The organism is Nocardia takedensis NBRC 100417 (assembly GCF_000308695.1).
GTDB classification, from domain to species: Bacteria; Actinomycetota; Actinomycetes; order Mycobacteriales; family Mycobacteriaceae; genus Nocardia; species Nocardia takedensis.
Genome location: NZ_BAGG01000010.1, coordinates 1 through 19081 on the forward strand (window position 1 = coordinate 1; position 19081 = coordinate 19081).

Annotated in this window: 19 protein-coding genes and 1 pseudogene; 10 read left to right on the top strand and 10 right to left on the bottom strand. The window is 68.6% G+C overall.

The annotated features are described in order from the left end of the window. A pseudogene (locus ON30_RS38740) lies at positions 1 to 99 on the top strand (short-chain dehydrogenase); the annotation flags it as partial. 420 nt (positions 100 to 519) lie between these two features. Here the strand turns inward: ON30_RS38740 and ON30_RS42610 are convergent. Further along, positions 520 to 975 (bottom strand): pentapeptide repeat-containing protein, encoded by a 456-nt coding sequence (locus tag ON30_RS42610; protein ID WP_501040358.1) that lies wholly within the window; start codon positions 973 to 975, stop codon positions 520 to 522. A gap of 105 nt (positions 976 to 1080) precedes the next feature. Between ON30_RS42610 and ON30_RS38745 the strand changes: the two genes are divergently transcribed. The 3 genes from ON30_RS38745 to ON30_RS02705 are packed head-to-tail and all read left to right on the top strand — an operon-like array spanning position 1081 to position 2765. Next, positions 1081 to 1245, top strand: coding sequence for a hypothetical protein (locus ON30_RS38745; RefSeq protein WP_157183584.1), 165 nt, complete (start codon positions 1081 to 1083; stop codon positions 1243 to 1245). A gap of 9 nt (positions 1246 to 1254) precedes the next feature. After that, the gene (locus ON30_RS02700) at positions 1255 to 1770 is read left to right on the top strand and encodes a M78 family metallopeptidase domain-containing protein (RefSeq protein ID WP_040703922.1); all 516 of its coding nucleotides are present in this window, start codon (positions 1255 to 1257) and stop codon (positions 1768 to 1770) included. Next, positions 1767 to 2765, top strand: coding sequence for a hypothetical protein (locus ON30_RS02705; protein ID WP_040703923.1), 999 nt, complete (start codon positions 1767 to 1769; stop codon positions 2763 to 2765). The genes ON30_RS02700 and ON30_RS02705 overlap by 4 nt, the downstream gene beginning before the upstream one ends. Positions 2766 to 3304: 539 nt before the next feature. Here ON30_RS02705 and ON30_RS02710 read toward each other — a convergent pair. Together ON30_RS02710 and ON30_RS02715 are read right to left on the bottom strand one after the other, a co-directional pair. Next, on the bottom strand, positions 3305 to 3721 hold the full coding sequence (locus ON30_RS02710; protein WP_011207048.1) for a helix-turn-helix domain-containing protein: 417 nt from the start codon (positions 3719 to 3721) through the stop codon (positions 3305 to 3307). 360 nt (positions 3722 to 4081) lie between these two features. Then, positions 4082 to 5245, bottom strand: a complete 1164-nt coding sequence (locus ON30_RS02715; RefSeq protein ID WP_040703925.1) for a steroid 3-ketoacyl-CoA thiolase — start codon at positions 5243 to 5245, stop codon at positions 4082 to 4084. A gap of 133 nt (positions 5246 to 5378) precedes the next feature. On the opposite strand from ON30_RS02715, the gene ON30_RS02720 reads away from it, so the two are divergent. Beyond that, on the top strand, positions 5379 to 6659 hold the full coding sequence (locus ON30_RS02720) for a cytochrome P450 (RefSeq protein WP_051028869.1): 1281 nt from the start codon (positions 5379 to 5381) through the stop codon (positions 6657 to 6659). A gap of 134 nt (positions 6660 to 6793) precedes the next feature. Here the strand turns inward: ON30_RS02720 and ON30_RS02725 are convergent, their stop codons facing one another. The 4 genes from ON30_RS02725 to ON30_RS02740 are packed head-to-tail and all read right to left on the bottom strand — an operon-like array spanning position 6794 to position 10422. Then, a complete protein-coding gene (locus ON30_RS02725) occupies positions 6794 to 7210 on the bottom strand; it encodes a nuclear transport factor 2 family protein (protein WP_040703927.1) in 417 nt (138 codons plus the stop codon). Then, the gene (locus ON30_RS02730) at positions 7207 to 8373 is read right to left on the bottom strand and encodes a thiolase family protein (RefSeq protein ID WP_040703928.1); all 1167 of its coding nucleotides are present in this window, start codon (positions 8371 to 8373) and stop codon (positions 7207 to 7209) included. The genes ON30_RS02725 and ON30_RS02730 overlap by 4 nt, the downstream gene beginning before the upstream one ends. Continuing rightward, positions 8370 to 9410: a thiolase family protein gene (locus tag ON30_RS02735; protein ID WP_040703931.1), complete on the bottom strand. Its 1041-nt coding sequence runs from the start codon at positions 9408 to 9410 to the stop codon at positions 8370 to 8372. The genes ON30_RS02730 and ON30_RS02735 overlap by 4 nt, the downstream gene beginning before the upstream one ends. 16 nt (positions 9411 to 9426) lie before the next feature. After that, a complete protein-coding gene (locus tag ON30_RS02740) occupies positions 9427 to 10422 on the bottom strand; it encodes a Zn-ribbon domain-containing OB-fold protein (protein WP_051028871.1) in 996 nt (331 codons plus the stop codon). Between the two features lie 115 nt (positions 10423 to 10537). On the opposite strand from ON30_RS02740, the gene ON30_RS02745 reads away from it, so the two are divergent. Together ON30_RS02745 and ON30_RS02750 are read left to right on the top strand one after the other, a co-directional pair. Beyond that, entirely contained in the window at positions 10538 to 11575 is a 1038-nt protein-coding gene (locus ON30_RS02745; protein ID WP_040703933.1) for an LLM class F420-dependent oxidoreductase, read from the top strand. 40 nt (positions 11576 to 11615) lie between these two features. Beyond that, positions 11616 to 13157, top strand: a complete 1542-nt coding sequence (locus ON30_RS02750) for an acyl-CoA synthetase (protein ID WP_169334865.1) — start codon at positions 11616 to 11618, stop codon at positions 13155 to 13157. Positions 13158 to 13211: 54 nt separating this feature from the next. On the opposite strand, the gene ON30_RS02755 is transcribed toward ON30_RS02750, so the two are convergent. Then, positions 13212 to 14207, bottom strand: a complete 996-nt coding sequence (locus tag ON30_RS02755; RefSeq protein WP_040703936.1) for a sigma-70 family RNA polymerase sigma factor — start codon at positions 14205 to 14207, stop codon at positions 13212 to 13214. A 228-nt stretch (positions 14208 to 14435) separates the two neighbouring features. Between ON30_RS02755 and ON30_RS02765 the strand changes: the two genes are divergently transcribed. After that, positions 14436 to 14855: a VOC family protein gene (locus tag ON30_RS02765; RefSeq protein ID WP_040703938.1), complete on the top strand. Its 420-nt coding sequence runs from the start codon at positions 14436 to 14438 to the stop codon at positions 14853 to 14855. Between the two features lie 125 nt (positions 14856 to 14980). Here the strand turns inward: ON30_RS02765 and ON30_RS02770 are convergent, their stop codons facing one another. Next, positions 14981 to 15763 carry a crotonase/enoyl-CoA hydratase family protein gene (locus tag ON30_RS02770; RefSeq protein ID WP_040703939.1) on the bottom strand — a complete coding sequence of 261 codons (783 nt, stop codon included), beginning with the start codon at positions 15761 to 15763 and terminating at the stop codon, positions 14981 to 14983. A gap of 57 nt (positions 15764 to 15820) precedes the next feature. On the opposite strand from ON30_RS02770, the gene ON30_RS02775 reads away from it, so the two are divergent. After that, positions 15821 to 17470, top strand: coding sequence for an acyl-CoA synthetase (locus tag ON30_RS02775; protein ID WP_040703941.1), 1650 nt, complete (start codon positions 15821 to 15823; stop codon positions 17468 to 17470). A gap of 99 nt (positions 17471 to 17569) precedes the next feature. Further along, positions 17570 to 18394, top strand: coding sequence for an acyl-CoA thioesterase domain-containing protein (locus ON30_RS02780; RefSeq protein ID WP_051028870.1), 825 nt, complete (start codon positions 17570 to 17572; stop codon positions 18392 to 18394). A 59-nt stretch (positions 18395 to 18453) separates the two neighbouring features. Here the strand turns inward: ON30_RS02780 and ON30_RS02785 are convergent, their stop codons facing one another. Beyond that, positions 18454 to 18900, bottom strand: coding sequence for a MarR family transcriptional regulator (locus tag ON30_RS02785; RefSeq protein ID WP_040703942.1), 447 nt, complete (start codon positions 18898 to 18900; stop codon positions 18454 to 18456). Between the last annotated feature and the right edge of the window lie 181 nt (positions 18901 to 19081).

A 19081-nucleotide genomic window follows, 5' to 3' on the forward strand; every position in this document is an offset into this window, starting at 1 on the left:
GTGGATCGCGGCGCGCGCTGGAATCCGGCCGAACTCGGACCGGTCGTCACCGAACTGCTCGCCAAAGGCGTGACGCCGGAACCTGTCTACGGGGCCTGACGGCTCCGGTGGCGGCGGCCCCCGTCGGCGCGGACAACGATGTCCTCGCCACGGGGGCCGTTGTCGTCGTGTGGGTTACGGCCTTCTTCAGCTGGCCATCTCGTATGCACGGTCGGTAAGAGGCAGCTACTATGACGCCTGTCCGCAGGAAATCCCGGAGGGTGTTGCGACCGGGGAACAGAATTGCGCTCGACGGGATGAGGGGAAGGCCGGCGCATGGCCATTGGTCGCACGATCCGAGCCGCGGCGTGGGCCTGCGCGGTTGCCGGTATTGCGCTGCTGACCCCGGTCACCGCCGCCGCGGGCCCCGACATCGGCAGCGGCGAAACACCCACCCCGCCCGGCCCGGCCCAGTCTGGTGTGGTCCTGTCTGGTTCGGTGCAGGTCGGCCCGGTGCGGCCTGGTCCCGTGCCGCCCGACTCAGCGCAACCTGGTTCCGGTCAGCCGAGCCCAACCCAGCCGAGCCCAACTCAGCCGAGTCCGGCCCAGCCTGGTTCCACGCAACCTGGTCCGGCCCAACCGGACCCGAGGCAGCCCGGCCCAGCACAGCCGTATCCGCCGCAGCTTGGTCCGGCGCAACCCGGTACGGCGCAGCCGAGTCCGGGGCAGCCCGGCGCAACGCAGCTGAATCCGGCGCAACCTGGTCCGGAGCAGCCCGATCCGAACCAGGCTGACCCTGGGCAGCCCGGCCCCGCGCAGCCGAATTCGGCGCAACCTGGTCTCGGGCAGCCGGATCCAACTCAACTCGGACCGGCTCAGCCCGGTTCGACACAAGCCGATCCGGCGCAACCATCTCCCGCGCAGCCTGGTTCCGCAGGTCCGGAGGGGTCGGAATCGGTGCCCGGTGTATCGGGGCCGGGGCAGGATTCCGGACATTCCGGCTCGACGGTGGACGGGGCGGCGGAGCCGGGGCAGAGCGCTCGGGACTCGGCGGCGTCGGTGGGTGGGGGAGGGGGCGATGCGGAGGTTCGGTCGACGGCGGTGGACGAAGGACTTCCCGCGCCGGATCTGCTGTCGGTGATCGGTGGGCTGGTGGCGTTGGCGATCGCCGGGGGAGTGTCGGGTGCGTTGAGTTTTCGGGAGGCGGCGGCCGCGCGGGCGCGGGTGGACGCGGCGCGGGCGGAGTTCTTCGGACCGAGGGCGTGAGGTGGATCGATGACCGGTAGTCGGACGCGTCGGACGTTGCGCTCCTATCGTCGGGTGGCGGCGGCGGTGGACGCGGTGTGCGCGGTCGCGGCGGATTCGGATGCCGCGACGTTGGACGAGGTGGTGGCCTCGATCGCGGCGGAGCGGCGGCGGGAGATCGAGATCGCCAGTGCGCAGTTGGGTCCGGGGGTGTGCGGGCAGCGACGGTTCTATCCCGATCGGGATGTGATCGTGTTGGCGGCGGCGCTGCCGAGTCGTGAGCACACGTTGGCTCACGAACTCGGGCATATCGTCTTCGATCACGAGGGCGCGCCTGCGGCGGAGGTGACGTTGGAGGCTTCCGACGATCTGATCGCCTACATGTTGAGTCTGCGTTCGCACGAGCGTGCCGTGGCCGACGGCGCGGACGAACTGGCCGAGTGGGAGGCCGAGACGTTCGCGGCGATGCTGATGACGCGGTTGCGGGTGCTCGACAACCGGGGCGCCGGCGTCTCGGTCCTTCGATTCGACGAGGCGCTGGGATGACTCTGTGGGCGACGGCCATGCTGGTGTGGATCGCGGCGGGCGCGCGGGTGGGTCGGGTGTTGGTGAAGCCGGCGACGACGGCGCGGGTCGCGATCGTGGTGGCGGTGTCGGCGGTGGCGGCCGCGGCGACGTTGTCGATTGCCGAGGTCGCGGTGGCGGTGGATGCGGCGTGGCCGGATGGTGTGCGGTCGGGTGCGTTGTCGGAGGGGCTGGTGACGGCGGCGTGGTTGTTGTTCGCGACGGCCACTTCGGTGGTCGCGGCGGCGGCGTGGCCGGTGGTGTCGCGGGTCAACCTGCATCGGATCGCGTTGTTCGGGTACGCGGGCGGCGCGTCGGCGATGGCGGCGACGGTGGTGTGGTCCTTCGATGTCGGTCGCGCGGTGACGGCTCTCGCTTGCGTATTCATCGTGACCACGGGTGCGCGCAGCCTGGATTGGACGGCGTTGGGCCGCGGGATCGCGGTGTATACGGCGGGGACGGCGCTGGTCGGGGTCTTGTCGGTGTGGGAGATCCGCCGCTCGTCGCCAGGGCCCGGATTCGGGGCGCTGACTCCCGGTTGGGTGGTGGCTTCGGGGCTGGTGGCGGCGGGTGCGGTGTGGATCGTGGTGGAGTTGTGGGTGCGCGCGCGACTGTTGATGCGCCGGGTGGGTCCGCTGCATCGGGTGTTGGTGGAGCGTTTTCCGGAGGTCGCCGCGCACGGTCAGCCGGGGACCTCGACGTTGTTGACGGCTTCGGACCGGGTCGCGCAGATCATGGACGCGCTGTACATGCAGTCCGGCAGCGGGGTGGAGTCGGTGGCGGTGGGTGTTCCGCCGGTCGCGGTGCGCGAGCGTGCGGCGCTGGTCGCGCAGTGGGTTCGGAACCCGCTGGGTGACATCGTGATCGACGCGCGGTGGGTCGCGCCGCCGGACGGGGTGGGCACGCGCGGCTGGGTCGGCGCGATCGCGCGGGCGTTTCGTACCGGTGTGTCGGCCGAGAAATCAGCGGCGCGTTAGCGCGGAGACCCTCGAATGCAATCTCATTCGAGCGTGCAGACGGCTTGTATACAACAGGTGGTACCGCATACTTTCGAGTGTGGACAACTCCTGCGAATGTGTTCGGCGCAGTGCGAACGCATTCTGCCGCGCGCGGGATTGACGGTCACGACATTCGTCTCGCATTGCCGCGCAATATCGATCTTCCGATACCTCGGGTGACGGCATCACTCGATGCCCAGCCCCGACACTCGGGGGCTTGCGAAATGCGGCGGGTGCCGTGTGTGGCGACGGTAGAGTGGGTGCTGTCGAATTCGATTGCACGACAAGCAGACCGCGTGTCGGGAGGCGGCACCCACCGCCCTGCCGACCGATGCGCAATGCGGGCCCGGCCGATGGCCGGACCCGCATTCCGTGTGGTACTCGACATCTCGACCCCGGTCTGTCGACCGCGGGCGAGTGTCGGATACGCCCCGTGAACCTCTTCCGAACCACCGTCGAACCGCGACGTCAGAGCCCGTGTGGCTGTGCTCGTCGGCCGTGGATCGGTGGTGGTCCGCCTATTCGGTGCCGTCCGGCGGGATCTCGGGCAGGCCCTCGCTCGCCCGAAGTTTCTCCGCCATCGAGGTGAGGAGGTTCTGTGATTCCTCGGACAGGTCGAACGCCCTGCTCGACAACCGCCGCAGTCCGTAGCCCTGGAGCTGGGACAGCAGTTCCAGATCGTGATCGATCTTGGCGGCATAGATGTCGTTGAAGAAGTAGTCCGGCTTGACCTTGAAGAACTTGGCCAGTGCCGCCACCGTTTCGTCCGACGGGTTCGTCCGTTGTCCCGACCGCAACTGCGAGAGATACGGTTTCGAGATCGGATGTCCGGAGGCTGTCAGCGCTGCCGCAACCTCCGCGTTGGTGTGCGGCTTGCGCCCCGGGGGATGCACGGTTTCGAACAGCTTGTTCAGCCGCGCCGCGAAATCAGCCATTGTGAGCCGCCCAATTCCCTTCGCTGTACTAACAGTCGTTATCTCGGATACGTATCATTGATATTAGCGGCTCAGTAACTGAAAACCTACGCCTGATTCCGGATTTCCTCGAGACCGACAGCTGCCTGCCCGGCGGAGACGCCGCGACGGGTGCGTTTGCGGGTTACCCCAACCCCTCTGGTTCGGGGGTGGTACGGCCCGGTTCTAGCCCGTCGCGACGGTCTTCGTCGACGCAATGATGATAGCGGCAAGATAGCTGACATCTCATCGAGCACCCCCTGCCGGTCGTTATGTGGCGTACGACACGTTTCGGGGCCTTTAGGATGAATGTTCAACTATCGGTAGGGAATTGGTTCGATGCTACAACCTCTCGATGATTGTTCCTGTCGCGAGTGCGCCACCGGCGCACATGAGAACCATCGCGGTAGCTCCGCCGGTTCGCTCCAGCTCGTGCAAAGCCGTTGTGATCAGACGCGATCCGGTCGACCCGACGGGGTGGCCCAGTGCGATGGCCCCGCCGTTGACGTTCACCTTGTCCATATCCGGCCCGTGGACCTGGGCCCAGGACAGCGCGACGGAGGCGAACGCCTCGTTGATCTCGAACAGGTCCAGGTCCGAGATCTTCATGCCGGACCGCTCCAACAGGCGGGTGCACGCCTGCACCGGACCGTCGAGGTGGAATTCCGGCTCCGAGCCCACGACCGCCTGGGTGACGATGCGCGCCCGCGGACGCAATCCCTGTCGCCGCGCGGCGTTTTCGTCCATGAGTAGAACCGCGGCCGCGCCGTCGGAGATCTGTGAGGAGGTGCCCGCGGTGTGGACGCCGCCCTCGAGGACGGGCTTGAGTTTGGCCAGTCCCTCGGCGGTGGTCTCGCGCAGGCCCTGGTCCCGGTTGACGTCGAGTTTCTCGCCGGTGAGGGTGCCTTCTTTGTCGACGGCGGGTGCGGTGACGGCGAGCACCTCGCGGTCGAAGCGTCCTTCGGCCCACGCCTGGGCGGCCAGGCGCTGGGAGCGCGCGCCGAAGGCGTCGACGTCCTCGCGGGTGATGCCGCGCCGCTTGGCGATGCGCTCGGCGGCCTCGAACTGGTTGGGCAGGTCGATGTTCCACGAGGCGGGCCTGCGCGGTCCGGCGTTCTCGCCGACGTTGGCGCCGAGCGGGACGCGGCTCATGGCCTCGACGCCGCAGGCGACGCCGATCTCGATGGCGTCGGTGGCGATGAGACCCGCGATGAGGTGGTTGGCCTGCTGCGCGGACCCGCACTGGGTGTCGATGGTGGTCGCGCCGACCTGCCACGGCAGCCCGGAGTGCAGCCAGGCGACCCGGGTGACGTTGTTGGACTGCTCGCCCGCCTGGGTGACGCATCCGCCGATGACCTGTTCGACCAGGGCGGGGTCCAGGTGTGCCTTCTCGAGCAGTCCGCGCTGGGCCAGGCCGAGCAGTTCGGCGGCGTGCAGACCGGCCAGCCAGCCGCCGCGCTTGCCGATCGGAGTGCGCGCGGCTTCGACGATCACGGGTGTGCCCATATCGAACCTTCCATAGAAAAACCTGAGAAACTGGAACGCGTACCAGGCGACTGTGCTGGGCTTCTTTACTAGTCCCTCCGCCTGTGCTGCAATGATTATAGAACGTGTTTCAGTTTGTCGAAGGAGACATCTGGTGGTTGACACTGGGAACGCCACACCCGCGACGGCTGTCGGCGGGGCACCGAATCTGCCCGAAGGGTTCGACGTCACCGACCCCGCCATCTACGTCGAGCGGGTGCCGGTCGAGGAGTACGCCGAACTGCGGCGCACCGCGCCGGTCTGGTGGAACCCGCAGTCGACGACGACGGGTGGCTTCGCCGACGAGGGCTTCTGGGTGGTGAGCAGGCACGCCGAGGTCAAGGAGGTCTCGCGGCGCAGCGATGTGTTCTCCTCCTACGAGAACACCGCCATCCCGCGCTTCAACGACGACATCACCCGCGAGCAGATCGAACTCCAGCGGTTCGTGCTGCTCAACAAGGACGCCCCCGAGCACACCAAGCTGCGCAAGATCATCTCGCGTGGCTTCACCCCGCGCGCCATCAACGGCCTGCGCGAGGAACTGTCGGCGCGCGCCGAGTCGATCGTGAAGGCCGCGGCCGAATCGGGCGGCGGCGATTTCGTCACCCAGATCGCGTGCGAGCTGCCCCTGCAGGCCATCGCCGAACTGATCGGCGTGCCGCAGGAGGACCGGATGAAGGTCTTCACCTGGTCCAACGACATGACCGGGTACGACGATCCGGAGAGCGACGCCGACCCGGTGACGGCCTCGGCGGAGATCCTCGGCTACGCCTACCAGATGGCCGCCGACCGCAAGGTCAACCCGGCCAACGACCTGGTCACCACGCTGATCGAAGCCGATATCGACGGCGATCAGCTCAGCGAGGAGGAGTTCGGCTTCTTCGTGATCATGCTGGCGGTCGCGGGCAACGAGACCACCCGCAACGCCATCACCCACGGCATGCACGCCTTCATGGAGAACCCCGACCAGTGGGAGTTGTTCAAGAAGGAGCGCCCGGCCACCGCCGCCGACGAGATCATCCGGTGGGCCACCCCGGTCACCTCCTTCCAGCGCACCGCGCTCGAGGACACCGAACTGGGCGGCGTGCAGATCAAGAAGGGGGACCGGGTGGTCATGCTCTACCGCTCGGCCAACTTCGACGAGGACGTCTTCGAGAACCCGGAGAAGTTCGACATCACCCGCAAGGACAATCCGCACCTGGCCTTCGGCGGGACGGGCGCGCACTTCTGCATCGGCGCGAACCTGGCCCGCCTGGAGATCGACCTGGTGTTCAACGCCATCGCCGACCACCTGCCCGACATCACCGCCGCCGGTGACCCGCGGCGTCTGCGTTCGGGCTGGCTCAACGGCATCAAGGAGTACGCGGTCGACTACCGGACCGGCGCCGCGCACTGACGCCCGACCAGCGGTGAAGGCCCGGAACCGAAAATGTTCCGGGCCTTCTTCGTTCTCGGGACACGGAAGCTCCCGGACACGAAAGAAGCCCGCGGCCGAGAGGAGGGCGGCGGGCTTCCGTTCGAGCGGGAGGTTCAGTCGACGCGCACGGCCGTGCCCATCGCGCGGTCCACCTCCCAGAACGCGCGCAGCGCGGCGATCTTGCCCGCCGCGTCCACGCGATAGGTGAAGACCCCGTCGGCGTCGATCCGATGTCCGCCCAGCGTGCTGCGGATGGTGCCGGTGAAGGCCACCTCGTCGCCGCAGGCGAAGGAATCCCCGAAGAGGAATTCGATATCGTCGGTCTTGGCGATCGCCATGTCCCAGAACGCCGCGATCGCCTCGGGACCGCGGTGGCCCTTGCCCTCGGGGTCGAAACCCGAAGGGCCGATGGGATCTTCGACGATGCCGTCGGCGGCGAACAGCGCCAGCCACGCGTTCTTGTCGCGCGCCCGCACGGCGGCCTGGGAGGCAAGGCCGGCCGCGCGGGCGGGATGTTCGGCCGCGCTCATCGGCGTTCCGACCCGACGACCCACATCGAGAAGTACTGCGAACCGCCGCCGTAGGCGTGGCCGAGCGCCTTGCGCGCGTTCTCGACCTGGTAGTCACCGGCCCGGCCCATGACCTGCTTGGCGGCCTCGGCGAAGCGGATCATGCCCGAGGCTCCGATCGGGTTGGACGAGAGCACGCCGCCGGACGGGTTGACCGGAATACGGCCGCCGATCTCGGTCTCGCCCTTGTCGGTGAGTTTCCAGCCGTCGCCTGGGGCCGCGAACCCGAGGTTCTCCAGCCACATCGGCTCGAACCAGGAGAACGGCACGTAGATCTCGGCGGCGTCGATCTCCTCGAGCGGGTCTTCGATGCCCGCGGCCTTCCACAACGCCGCGGCGGCGTCCTGACCGGCCTGCGGGTTGACCTGGTCGCGGCCCGCGAAGGTGGTCGGTTCGGTGCGCATGGCGGTCGCGTGGATCCAGGCGACCTTCTTGCCCTCGGCCTCGACCGCGCTCGCCGCGTCCTCGTCGCCGATCACGACCGCGCAGGCGCCGTCGGAGGAGGGGCAGGTCTCGTCGAAACGGATCGGGTCCCACAGCATCTGCGAGGCGAGCACCTTCTCCAGGGTGATGTCGGCCTGCTGGAGGTGGGCGAACGGGTTCTTCGCGCCGTTGCGGCGGTCCTTGACCGCGACCATCGCGCCGATGTGGCCGGGCGCGTTGGAGCGGCGGATGTAGGAGCGCACGTGCGGGGCGAAGTATCCGCCCGCGCCCGCGCCGACCGGCATGGTGAACGGCACCGGGATCGACAGCGCCCACATGGCGTTGGATTCGGACTGCTTCTCCCAGGAGACGGCGAGCACCTTCTTGTGCACGCCCGCCTGGACGAGGTTGGCGGCGACCACTCCGGTCGATCCGCCGACCGACCCCGCGGTGTGCACGCGCAGCAGCGGTTTGCCGGTCGCGCCGAGCGCGTCGGCCATGAACAGTTCCGGCATCATGACGCCCTCGAAGAAATCGGGGGCCTTGCCGACGACGACCGCGTCGATATCGGCCATGGTGAGGCCGGCGTCGACGAGGGCGCGATCGATGGCTTCGCGGCACAGGCCGGCCATCGACACGTCGGTACGTTTCGTCACGTGATGGGTTTGACCGGTGCCGAGCACCGCGGCCGGGAAACTCATCGAGTCGCCTCCAGTACGGTCACGAGATTCTGTTGCAGCGCCGGGCCGCTGGTGGCGTGGGCCAGCGCGCGATCGGCGGAGCCCGCGATGATGGCCTCGGCCGCGAAGCCGATGCGCTCGAGGCCGGCCGCGAACATGGGGTTGCCCGCCAGCGCGCCGCCGGAGGGATTGATCGCCGTCTCGGGCTTCACCCCGATGGCCTCGGCGAGGATCAACTGCTGATGGCTGAACGGGGCGTGCAGTTCGGCGATATCGAATCCGGTGGTGTCACCGCCGGTCACGGCGTGGGCCGCGGCCGCGGTGGACGGCGAGACGGTCAGGTCGCGCGCGCCGAGCACGGGGGTGTCCACGCGGTGTGCCATCCCGGAGATCCAGGCCGGACGCTCGCACAGTTCCTTGGCGCGCTCACCCGTCGCCAGGATGATCGCGGCCGCGCCGTCGGTGACCGGCGCGACATCGTGGGCGCGCAGCGGATCGGCGACGTACGGGGTCGAGAGCAGCGCGTCCAGATCGGCGTCGGCCCCGGCGGCCACGGCCGCCATGTCGCGCTCGGTCCAGCGGCCCGAATCCAGGCCGGCCCGAGCCTGCAAACCCGCGATCGACAGCGCGTCCGGCCACAGCGGGGCGACCAGATACGGGTCGAGCTGCCTGGTCAGCACCCGGCGCAGCGTGCCCGCCGAGGACTTGCCGAAGCCGTAGACCAGCGCCGTATCCGCTTGTCCCGACTTCAATTTCACGAACGCCTCGTACAGCGCCCAGGCCGCGTCCATCTCGACGTGGGATTCGTTGATGGGCGGGACCGCGCCGATCGAGTCGACCGCGGAGATGAACGAGAAGGCCCGCCCGGCGAGGAAGTCCGAGGAGCCCGAGCACCAGAAGTCGATATCGGACTTGGTGATGCCGAGGCGGCCGTAGAGCTGCTGGAAGATGGGCACCAGCATCTCCACGCCATTGGTGGTGCCGAAGGTCTCCGGCACGTGCGGCGCGTGGGCGAAACCCACGACCGCGATGTCGGTGGTGGCCGAACGGTCGGTCATGATGGGAACACGCCTCTCAGAGGTGGTGCTTGTAGGTGTCGTAGTCGGCGTCGGGTTCGCCGGAGGGCTCGAAGTGGTCCACGTTCTCCAGACCGAAACCCCACTCCTCGCGCGGCCGCCAGACCGCTTTGACCCGCATGCCCATGCGCACCTCGCTCGCCTCGCAGCCGAGGACCAGGTGCAGCACCGGGATGTCTGCGCCGTCGAGCAGGACGTAGGCCGCGACGTAGGGCGGCTTGATGCGCTGCCCGAGGAAGGGCACGTTCACGATGCAGAAGGTGGTGACGGTGCCATGATCCGACAGTTCGATGTAGTCGTCGGTGGGGATGCCGCTGGTCGGGTTCGCGCCGCGCGGGGGGAAGTAGACCTTCTCGCCGGGGCCGCTGCGCGCGCCGATGAGTTTGCCCTCGGCCAGTCCGCGCAGGTAGACGGTCTCCTGCGGCGAGGCGGTGTGCTTGTAGTCCAGGTCGACCGGCGTGGTGATGACGGTGACCGGCTCGCGGTCGTCGTCGAGAACCGGTGCGGCGGTGGAGGTCTCACCGGGCTCGAAGCACGCGATGTCGGTGATGGAGCCGGTGCCTTCCGCGGTCCAGCGCGCGCGCACGCGCATGCCCTTGGCGATCTCGCCCGGTTCGGCGACGTCCACGGCGTGCAGCAGTGCGGTGTCCGCGCCGTCGAGGCGGATCAGCGCCCACGCGAAGGGGCGGTCGAAGGGCTGGCCGGACTGCGGTTCGCGCACCCAGGTCCAGGATTCGACCGTGCCCACGTCGGCCACGTCGACGAATTCGGTGAGCGGTTCGGCGGTGACCGGATCGTATTCCGACGGCGGCACCAGCACCCGCCCGTCGGAGCCGCGTACGCCGATGATCCGCTGCCCGCGCAATCCGGTCAGAAATTTCCCGATGGTCGGGCCGACCGACCGGGTGTAGTCGAAGCGCACCCGCAGGGGTGCGCTGAGTACGTCGGGCGCGGTGTCGGTACCCGCGTCGCTCGTGAGCCCGCTGGTGTTCAATTCCGACCCTTTCTCATCCGCGATGACGCCGGATGCGGTATTCCCCTGAGTCACGATATCGAGTAGAACAGGTTCTTATTCTGGTGGCAAGCAACAGGCGCGAAAGGGGTCCGTCGTGAAGTTCGGATTGCAGCTCGGATATTGGATGGCGCAGCCGCCCCAGAACGCGGGCGAGGTGGTCGTCGCGGCCGAGGCGGCCGGGTTCGACGCGGTCTTCGCCGCGGAGTCGTGGGGGTCGGACGCCTTCGGCCCGCTGTCCTGGTGGGGTTCGCGCACCGAGCGCGTCCGACTGGGGACCTCGGTGGTGCAGTTGTCGGCGCGCACGCCCACCGCGACGGCCATGCACGCGCTCACCCTGGACCACCTCAGCGGCGGCCGGGCCATCCTCGGTCTCGGCGTCTCCGGTCCGCAGGTCGTGGAGGGCTGGTACGGGCAGCCGTTCGCCAAGCCGTTGCAGCGGACCCGCGAATACGTCGACATCATCCGCCAGGTGCTGGCCCGCGAGGCGCCGGTGACCAACCCCGGAGCGCACTACCCGCTGCCCTACACCGGGCCGGGCGCGCTGGGCCTCGGCAAGCCGCTCAAGCCCATCGTGCACCCGCTACGTGCGGATCTGCCGATCTGGCTGGGTGCGGAGGGTCCGAAGAACGTCGCGCTCACGGCGGAGATCGCCGACGGCTGGCTGGCGATCTACTACGCGCCCAGGCTCGCGCACATGTACAACGAATGGCTCGATGAGGGGTTCGCCCGCGCGGGCGCGCGCCGCAGTCGCGAGGACTTCGAGATCGCGGCGAGCTGCCAGGTGGTGATCACCGACGATCCGGCGAGCGAACTCGAGCGGATGCGCTGGGTGATGGCGCTCTACATCGGCGGCATGGGCGCGCCGGAGCTGAATTTCCACGCCCAGGTCTACCGGCGGATGGGCTACGACCGCGAGGTGGACGAGATCGGCGAACTGTTCCGCACCGGCCGCAAGGCCGAGGCCGCCGCGGCGGTGCCGGACGAGCTGATCCTGGACACCGCGATCATCGGCGACGAGGCGCATGTGCGCGAACAGCTGAAGGTCTGGGAGGCGGCCGGGGTGACCATGATGCTGGTGTCGGTGCCCGATCTCGAGCAACTCGATAAGCTCGCCCCCCTTGTCGTCGGGTAGAACACGTTCTAGATTCGAGAGTGTGACGACGCAGGAGACAGTGAGAATTCTCGGTCTGTGGAACATCGCGAACGCCGAACCCGGCCGGATCGCCATGGTCGATCCCGCGGGTCGGGAGGTGACGTACCGGGAACTGGCCACGCTGGCCGACCGGTACGCCACCGGTCTCCGATCACTCGGTCTGGAGACCGGAGACGTGCTGGTCAGCATGGTGCACAACAGCGTCGAGGCGATCGCCGCCTACTTCGCGGCCTACCAGGCCGGGCTCTACATCGTCGCCGTCAACTGGCATCTGACCGGCCCGGAGGTCGCCTACATCCTCCAGGACAGCGGGGCCAAGGCGTTCATCGCCGGTGACCGCTTCGCCGCCGCGGCCATCGCCGCCGCCGACGAGGCCGCGCTGCCCGCGAGCGCCCGGTTCGCCGTCGGCGAGATCGACGGGTTCAGCCCCGTCGCCGACCTCGGCGCGGACCGGGACGGTCGCCCCGACAACCGCAGCACCGGCGCGCCGATGCTCTACACCTCGGGCACCACCGGACGGCCCAAGGGCGTCCGCCGCCCGCTCACCGGCGCCGACCCGGACGTCGTCCCGCCGCACACCACCGCCTTCTTCGGCTTGTTCGAGCTCGCCCCCTACGACGAGCACGTGCACATCTGCGGGTCGCCGCTCTACCACACGGCGGTGCTCAACTTCGCGACCATCTCGATCCAACTCGGCCACAAGCTGGTCCTGATGGACCGGTGGGACGCCGAGGACATGCTGCGCCTGATCGACCGGCACCGGGTCACCCACAGCCACATGGTGCCCACCCAGTTCCACCGACTGCTCGCGCTGCCCGCCGAGGTCCGCGCCAAGTACGACGTGTCCTCGTTGCGCAGCATGGTGCACGGCGCCGCGCCCTGCCCGCAGGAGACCAAACGGCAGATGCTCGAGTGGTGGGGCCCGACGGTCACCGAGTACTACGCGGCCACCGAAGGCGGCGGCACCGTCATCAACGGCACGGACTGGCTCAACAAGCCGGGCTCGGTCGGCAGGCCCTGGCCGTGGTCGGTCATCAAGGTGCTCAGCGAGACCGACGGCTCGGAGGTGCCCGCGGGCGAGGCCGGCCTGGTCTACATGAAGATGGGCGCGTCCAGCTTCGAGTACCACCACGCCAAGGAGAAGACCGAGGAATCGCGCGTCGGCGACCTGTTCACCGTCGGCGACATCGGCCACCTCGACGAGGACGGCTACCTCTACCTGCACGACCGGCGCTCGGATCTGATCCTGTCCGGCGGGGTGAACATCTACCCGGCCGAGGTGGAGAGCGTGCTCATCACCCATCCGAAGGTCGCCGACGTCGCGGTCTTCGGTCTCCCGCACCCGGATTGGGGGCAGGAGGTCAAGGCCGTCGTGCAGCCCGCCGAGGGCATCGCGGGCGACGAGGAACTCTCCGCCGAACTGCTGGCCTTCGCCGCGACCCAACTGGCCAAGTACAAGATCCCCAAGTCGATCGACTACCTGCCCGAACTGCCGCGCGACCCCAACGGCAAGCTCTACAAACGCAAGCTGCGCGACCGGTACGTGCCCGCGGGCCAGTGACCGCGCACGCCCCGCCCTTCCTGGATCGGAGGGCGGGGCGTCCGCTTTCGCGGCTCAGACCGGTTCGCGCAGTTCCGGCGGCAGGCCGAACAGCGGGAACAGCTTGTCGGTGTCGAGGAAGAAGGTCAGGCCCGCGATGGTCTCCCCCTCGAGTTCGAGCACGGTGACCGACCAGGGCACAAACCGGCCGGGTTCGTCCGAGGGCTTGTAGTGGCCGAAGGCGACGTGACCGTTGGCGCCTTCCAGCCGCACGAGTTTGGAACCGGCGCAGGCGCTTCCGGTGCCGAGCATGAACGCCGCCACGTTCTCCGGGCCGGACACCCAGAGCTCGATCGGCGGCATCGACAGCGCCACATCGGCTTTGAGCAGCGCGGTGAGCGCGTCCATGTCGTACGCCTCGAAGGCGGAGACGAAGTTCTCGACCAGTGTGCGCTGGGCGTCGTCGGATTCGTCGTAGTCGTCACCCGCGCTGGGCTGCACCTTGGACATGGTGGCCCGCGCCCGTTGCAGGGCGCTGTTGACCGAGGCGGGCGACATCGTCAGCGCCTCGGCCGTCTCGTTGGCCGAGAACCGCAGCACCTCGCGCATGATCAGGATCGCGCGCTGGGTGGCGGGCAGGTGCTGGCACGCCGCGACGAAGGCCAACCGCAAGGTGTCGCGAGTCGAGGCGTGATCGGCCGGGTCGGCGCCGAAGGCCAGCGCGTTCGGGATCGGTTCGATCCACACGTAATCCGGCTGCGGCGGCGGCAGCGCCGAATCCGGGCGCGAGGGACCGTTGAGATCCATCGGCCGCGCCCGCCGCTGTGGACCGTCGAGCATGTCCAGGCAGACGTTGGTGGTGATCTTGTACAGCCACGACCGTAGACTCGCGCGGCCCTCGAAGGAGTCGTAGGACTTCCACGCGCGGGTGAAAGTCTCCTGGACGGCGTCCTCCGCTTCGAAGGAGGAGCCGAGCATGCGGTAGGCGTAGGCGCACAGCTCCCGACGGTGGCCCTCGAACGACGCGAGAACGTCGTCGGAGAGGGTGGCCGGGCCGGACGTGTCGGTCATGGGTGTCACCCTGCCACAGGGCACCGACAGATCGCAGCGCATCAAGGCCCCTACCTGCGCGATCATGATCGACTTCGGGTATGCGGCGGCCCTCGCGACGGGTCTGCGGCAGGCCCCGGTGACATGGCCCCGGCCCCGGCCGATGAGTTCGGCGACCCCGGTCCGTCCCCATTGGTGAGACCGCGCGCGCCGACGCGCGCCGGACGCAGCGCCCGAGAGGACCCGCCCATGAGCAGCAGGATGATCTTCCTCAACCTCCCCGTCAGCGACCTGAACCGGTCCAAGGGCTTCTACGAGACGCTGGGGTGGAAGGTGAACCAGGATTTCACCGACGAGAACGCCGCCTGCGTGGTCGTCGACGACAACATCTGCCTGATGCTGCTGACCCATGAGTTCTTCGCGAGCTTCGGCGCGCGCCCGCTCGCGCCGACCCGCGAGACGCTGGGCGCGGTGTACGCGTTGGCGCTGGCCAGCGCCGAGGAAGTCGACGCGTTGACCGAGGCCGCGGTGGCGGCGGGGGCCGTGGAGGAGGTCGACGCGGACAAGCGCGCCCAGGAGATCCAGGTGGGGATGCACGGACGGACGTTCATCGACCCCGACGGCCACCAGTGGGAGCCGTTCTGGATGGCGTATCCCGGACAGAATTGAGCGTGCGACCGGCCCCCGGCGCGTGCCGGGGGCCGGGTCGTATCTCAGGCCGGCGTCGTTGTTCTCAGGCCGCCGTTGATCCGGCCGTCGTAGCTCGGGCCGGCGCGAGTCCGGCCAATTGTGCTTCAGGCGCCCGTGAAGTTGGCCTTGCGCTTCTCGGCGAAGGCGCGCGGACCTTCTTTGGCGTCGGCGGACTTGAACACCTCGGCCCCGATCTCGCCGTCGAGTTTGAACGCCTCGTTCTCGTGCAGTCCTTCGGTCTCGCGGATCGTGCGCAGGATCGCGCGCACGGCCAGCGGTCCGTTGGCGGCGATGGCGGCGGCGACCTCGAGGGCGCGGTCCAGCGCGGTGCCGTCGGGGACGATCTCGCCGATCAGGCCGATCTCCTTGGCCTCGGCGGCGGTGACGTGGCGTCCGGTGAGCAGGATGTCCGCGGCGACGGTGTAGGGAATCTGGCGCACCAGGCGCACGGCCGAACCGCCCAGCGGGTACAGGCCCCACCTGGCCTCGGAGACACCGAATTTGGCGCTCTGGCCCGCGATCCGGATATCGGTGGCCTGGAGGATCTCGGTGCCGCCCGCGATGGCCGCGCCCTCGACGGCCGCGATCAGCGGCTTGGTCAGGCGACGACCCTTGAGCAGGGAGTCGATGCGCGAGAGGTCCCAGCCGCCGCCCTTGAAGGAGTCGCCGGGGTGCGAGGTGGTCATGGCTTTGAGGTCGGCGCCGGAGCAGAACGCGCCGCCCGCGCCGGTGAGGATGGCGACGCGGATGTCGGGATCGCTGTCGACCTGATCCCAGGCGTCGCGCATGATCCCCAGCATCTCGCCGTCCAGGGCGTTGCGGGCCTCGGGCCGATTCATGGTGACGATGAGAACGTGGTCGCGCTTCTCGACAAGGCAGTGCGGCATGGGATTCTCCTACTTCAAGTCCTTGTCAGGAACAGTAACACGTTCTATTTTTAGCTTGTGAGCTACAACATAGCCGACCTCGTCGAGCACACCATCGACCTCATGCCCGATCGCGTCGCTCTGGTGGACGACGCCCGTTCGGTGACGTACGCCCAACTCGAGGAGCGTGCCAATAAAATAGCCCACCACCTGCAAGAACAAGGGGTGAAACCGGGAGACAAGGTCGGCTTGTACTCGCGGAACACCATCGAGGCCGTCGAGACCATGGTCGCGGTGTTCAAGGCGCGGGCCGTCCTGGTGAACGTCAACTTCCGTTACGTCGAGAACGAGTTGCAGTACATCTTCGAGAACTCGGATATGGCCGCACTGATCCACGAGCGTCGCTACACCGACAAGGTCGCGGCGGTGCGCCCGAAATGTCCGAAACTCAAGGCGGTCGTCGTGATCGATGACGATACGGCCGGCACCGTCGAGACCGCAGCGGATTCGGTCGATTACGACACCGTCCTGGCCACCGCCTCCGGTGAGCGCGACTTCGGCGATCGCTCCGTCGACGACATCTTCATGATCTACACCGGCGGCACCACCGGCATGCCCAAGGGCGTCATGTGGCGTCAAGAGGACTGGTGGCGCGTACTCGGCGGCGGCATCAACTTCGTCACCGGCGAGGCCATCGAAGACGAGTGGCAGCAGGCCAAAGTCGGCGCGGGCAACCCGCAGATGGTGCGCTACCCCATCCCGCCGCTGATCCACGGCGGCTCGCAGTCGGCGGTCTTCCACGGCCTGTTCGACGGCGGAAAGACCGTCATGCTGCCCGAATTCGACGGACACAAGGTGTGGCAGGCGATCGATCGCCACACCGTGAACCTGATCTTCATCACCGGCGACGCCATGGCGCGCCCGATGCTCGACGCGCTCAAGGCGGGCAACCCGGAAACCGGAGCGCCCTACCAGCACGCGACCCTGTGGGCGATGGCCAGCAGCGCCGCGCTGTTCTCCCCGACGCTCAAGGACGAATTCATCGACCTGCTGCCGAGCACGATGATCACCGACTCCATCGGCTCCTCGGAGACCGGCTTCGGCGGCCTGTCCATCGTCACCAAGGGGGCCACCCACACCGGCGGTCCGCGGGTCAAGATCGACGCCTCCACCGAGGTTCTGGACGAGGACGGCAACCCCGTCGAACCCGGATCCGGCCAGATCGGCATGCTCGCGCGCAAGGGCCACATCCCGCTCGGCTACTACAACGACGAAGTCAAGACCGCCGCCACCTTCAAGGTGTTCAACGGGGTCAGGTACTCGATCCCCGGCGACTACGCGCGGGTCGAGGCCGACGGCGCGGTGACCATGCTCGGTCGCGGTTCGGTCAGCATCAACAGCGGCGGCGAGAAGATCTACCCCGAGGAGGTCGAGGGCGCGCTCAAGGCGCATCCGGAGATCTTCGACGCCCTGGTGGTCGGCGTACCCGACGAACGCTGGGGACAGCGGGTGGTCGCGGTCGTGCAGTGCCGCGGCGAGCAGCGTCCGTCGCTGGCGGATCTGCGCCCCGTGCTGACCCAGGAGATCTCGGCCTACAAACTGCCGCGCAGCCTGTGGTTCGTCGAGCAGATCAAACGCTCGCCCGCGGGCAAGCCCGACTACCGCTGGGCCAAGGAGCAGACCGAACTGCGCGCGGCCGACGAACACCAGGACGCGAGCGGCAAGTAATAATCAAGTAATAATCGAGTTACTACCGTCCGGGGCCGCCGCGCGAGAGCGCGGCGGCCCTTTCCACGACCATCGGCCCCGAGCCGGAATGGAGTCGACATGGCCGTGCCACCGGCGTTCTTCGAACAGACCGCGGCGGGTTTCGAGCCGCTGGCCTACGCCGCCAGCGCTTGGTCACGGGAAATGGTCAACGGCCCGGCCGTGTGCGCGCTGCTGGCCCGCTGCCTGGAGACCGAGCACGGCGCGGCCGATTTCGTGCCCGCCCGACTCACCGTCGACCTGTTCCGACCCACGCTGCGCCGCACGGTGAGCGTCCGCACGAACGCGGTGCGCACCGGCAACCGCATCCGGGTCGCGGACGCCGAACTCGTCCAGGACGGCGCGGTCGTCGCCCGCGCCTCGGCGGTGTTCCTGCGCGCCTCCGAGCAACCTCCGGGCGACCTGTGGACCCGCGACCGACTACCCGCCCCGCCGCCCGCCGAACTGCTCGGCGCGCCCGGTCAGCCGCTGTGGGGCAGCGACGCCCACCCCGACGGGTGGACCACCGAACTGGCCGACCACCAGAACGGCAGTCGCAAACGCTGCTGGCAGACCCCGGTCGCCACGGTGCTCGGCCAACCGCTCTCGCCGTTCGCCGCCGTCGCGACGATCGGGGAGTCGACCAGTCTGATGACCAACTGGAGTTCGGTGGGCGTGGGATTCATCAACGCCGACGTCACCATCGCGCTGAGCAGGCCGGTGCAGGGCACGGCGATCGGCGTGGAGGCCGACGGTCACCTCAGCACCGCGGGGATCTCGGTGGGCAGCGCGACGCTGTTCGACCGAGCGGGCGCGTTCGGCAGTTGCGTGGTCACCGCGCTGGCCAACGCCCAGCGCACGGTCGATTTCGCCGAGGAGCAGTTCGCCGAGATGCGGCGCGGCTAGGTCTCGGCGCTCGCGGCGACCTAGTGTCTCGCACGAGCCGAAGCGCTGAGAGTTCGGTCTCAGACGTGCGCGCGGCGCGGGGCGTTCAAGTCGCCGCTGAGGGTGGTGAGCGTGCGGGTCAGGCGGGCGGTGGCGAGACGGTCCAAGCCGCTGACGTCCACGGCCGCGGCCATCGTCCGGTGCGTGTGCAGTCCGCGCGCGGTGGGCAGGACCAGGACGCGACGGCGGTCGGTGTCGTCGACCCGGCGGTGCACCAGGTTCTCGGCGATCATCGCGTCGATGAGCCGGGTCAGGCTCGCGCCGGTGAGCAGCGTCGCCTCGGCCAGTTGCGACATCGAACGGCCTTGTGCGCGTTCGCCGTCGCCGACCACGGCGCACAGCACGTGCCAGCGGCCGATCGAGGCTTCCCCGAGATGGGTGGTGATCGCGCGGTCCAACGCCTGGGAGGCCCCGCGGAGCAGTCGTGCCAGTTCCTCCACGGCGGTGGGGCCGGTCCTGTGGTCCACGCGTGCACTATAGCCAACGCCGGGAGCGGTGGTTCGTGCGAGAATGCCCGGGGGTGATCTCCGTGGCGGACAGGAATTCTCGCGGTTCTCGATCGACGCTCGACATCGCGCTGGTCGTACCGCTCAGCGGCCCGGCCGGGATGTTCGGGCCGTCCTGCGAGGCGTGCGCGCGGTTGGCCGT

Coding starts and splice junctions, on each gene's coding strand:
- ON30_RS42610 (WP_501040358.1), bottom strand. CDS start 975: ATGTCCGGAATCCTGCCCCGGCCCCGATACACCGGGCACCGATTCCGA.
- ON30_RS02700 (WP_040703922.1), top strand. CDS start 1,255: ATGACCGGTAGTCGGACGCGTCGGACGTTGCGCTCCTATCGTCGGGTG.
- ON30_RS02705 (WP_040703923.1), top strand. CDS start 1,767: ATGACTCTGTGGGCGACGGCCATGCTGGTGTGGATCGCGGCGGGCGCG.
- ON30_RS02710 (WP_011207048.1), bottom strand. CDS start 3,721: ATGGCTGATTTCGCGGCGCGGCTGAACAAGCTGTTCGAAACCGTGCAT.
- ON30_RS02715 (WP_040703925.1), bottom strand. CDS start 5,245: ATGGGCACACCCGTGATCGTCGAAGCCGCGCGCACTCCGATCGGCAAG.
- ON30_RS02725 (WP_040703927.1), bottom strand. CDS start 7,210: ATGAGCGCGGCCGAACATCCCGCCCGCGCGGCCGGCCTTGCCTCCCAG.
- ON30_RS02730 (WP_040703928.1), bottom strand. CDS start 8,373: ATGAGTTTCCCGGCCGCGGTGCTCGGCACCGGTCAAACCCATCACGTG.
- ON30_RS02735 (WP_040703931.1), bottom strand. CDS start 9,410: ATGACCGACCGTTCGGCCACCACCGACATCGCGGTCGTGGGTTTCGCC.
- ON30_RS02755 (WP_040703936.1), bottom strand. CDS start 14,207: ATGACCGACACGTCCGGCCCGGCCACCCTCTCCGACGACGTTCTCGCG.
- ON30_RS02765 (WP_040703938.1), top strand. CDS start 14,436: ATGAGCAGCAGGATGATCTTCCTCAACCTCCCCGTCAGCGACCTGAAC.
- ON30_RS02770 (WP_040703939.1), bottom strand. CDS start 15,763: ATGCCGCACTGCCTTGTCGAGAAGCGCGACCACGTTCTCATCGTCACC.
- ON30_RS02780 (WP_051028870.1), top strand. CDS start 17,570: ATGGCCGTGCCACCGGCGTTCTTCGAACAGACCGCGGCGGGTTTCGAG.